Origin of the sequence: Pseudomonas sp. SIMBA_041, from assembly GCF_046535095.1 — a bacterium.
In the GTDB taxonomy this organism is placed as follows: domain Bacteria; phylum Pseudomonadota; class Gammaproteobacteria; order Pseudomonadales; family Pseudomonadaceae; genus Aquipseudomonas; species Aquipseudomonas mucoides.
This window is the reverse complement of the sequence record NZ_JAWRXJ010000434.1, coordinates 1-265: the sequence shown is the minus strand read 5'-3', so window position 1 is coordinate 265 and position 265 is coordinate 1. Positions and strand designations below refer to the sequence as shown.

The window sequence follows — 265 nt, the reverse complement described above, 5'->3', positions numbered from 1 at the left end:
CACCGATATTGCCACCAACACCCACGTTAACGCCAGCATCAGCTGCCATTTGACCAACTAACGTAGTGACCGTACTTTTGGCGTTAGAACCTGTAATCGCTACGATGGGTACGGTACACGCTTCGCAGAACAGTTGAATATCGCTAACTACAGGAATATTGGCTTGGCGAGCAGCAGCCACAGCGGTATTCTCAAGAGAAATACCTGGGCTAATGATAATACGTGCCGCTTGCTGCAATAAATCGGCATCTATCCCATCAAACTG

Annotated in this window: 1 pseudogene; it reads right to left on the bottom strand. The window is 48.3% G+C overall.

Annotation, left to right across the window (positions count from 1 at the left end):
- Window positions 1–265, bottom strand: a pseudogene (gene murD, locus SB725_RS31805) (UDP-N-acetylmuramoyl-L-alanine--D-glutamate ligase); the annotation flags it as partial.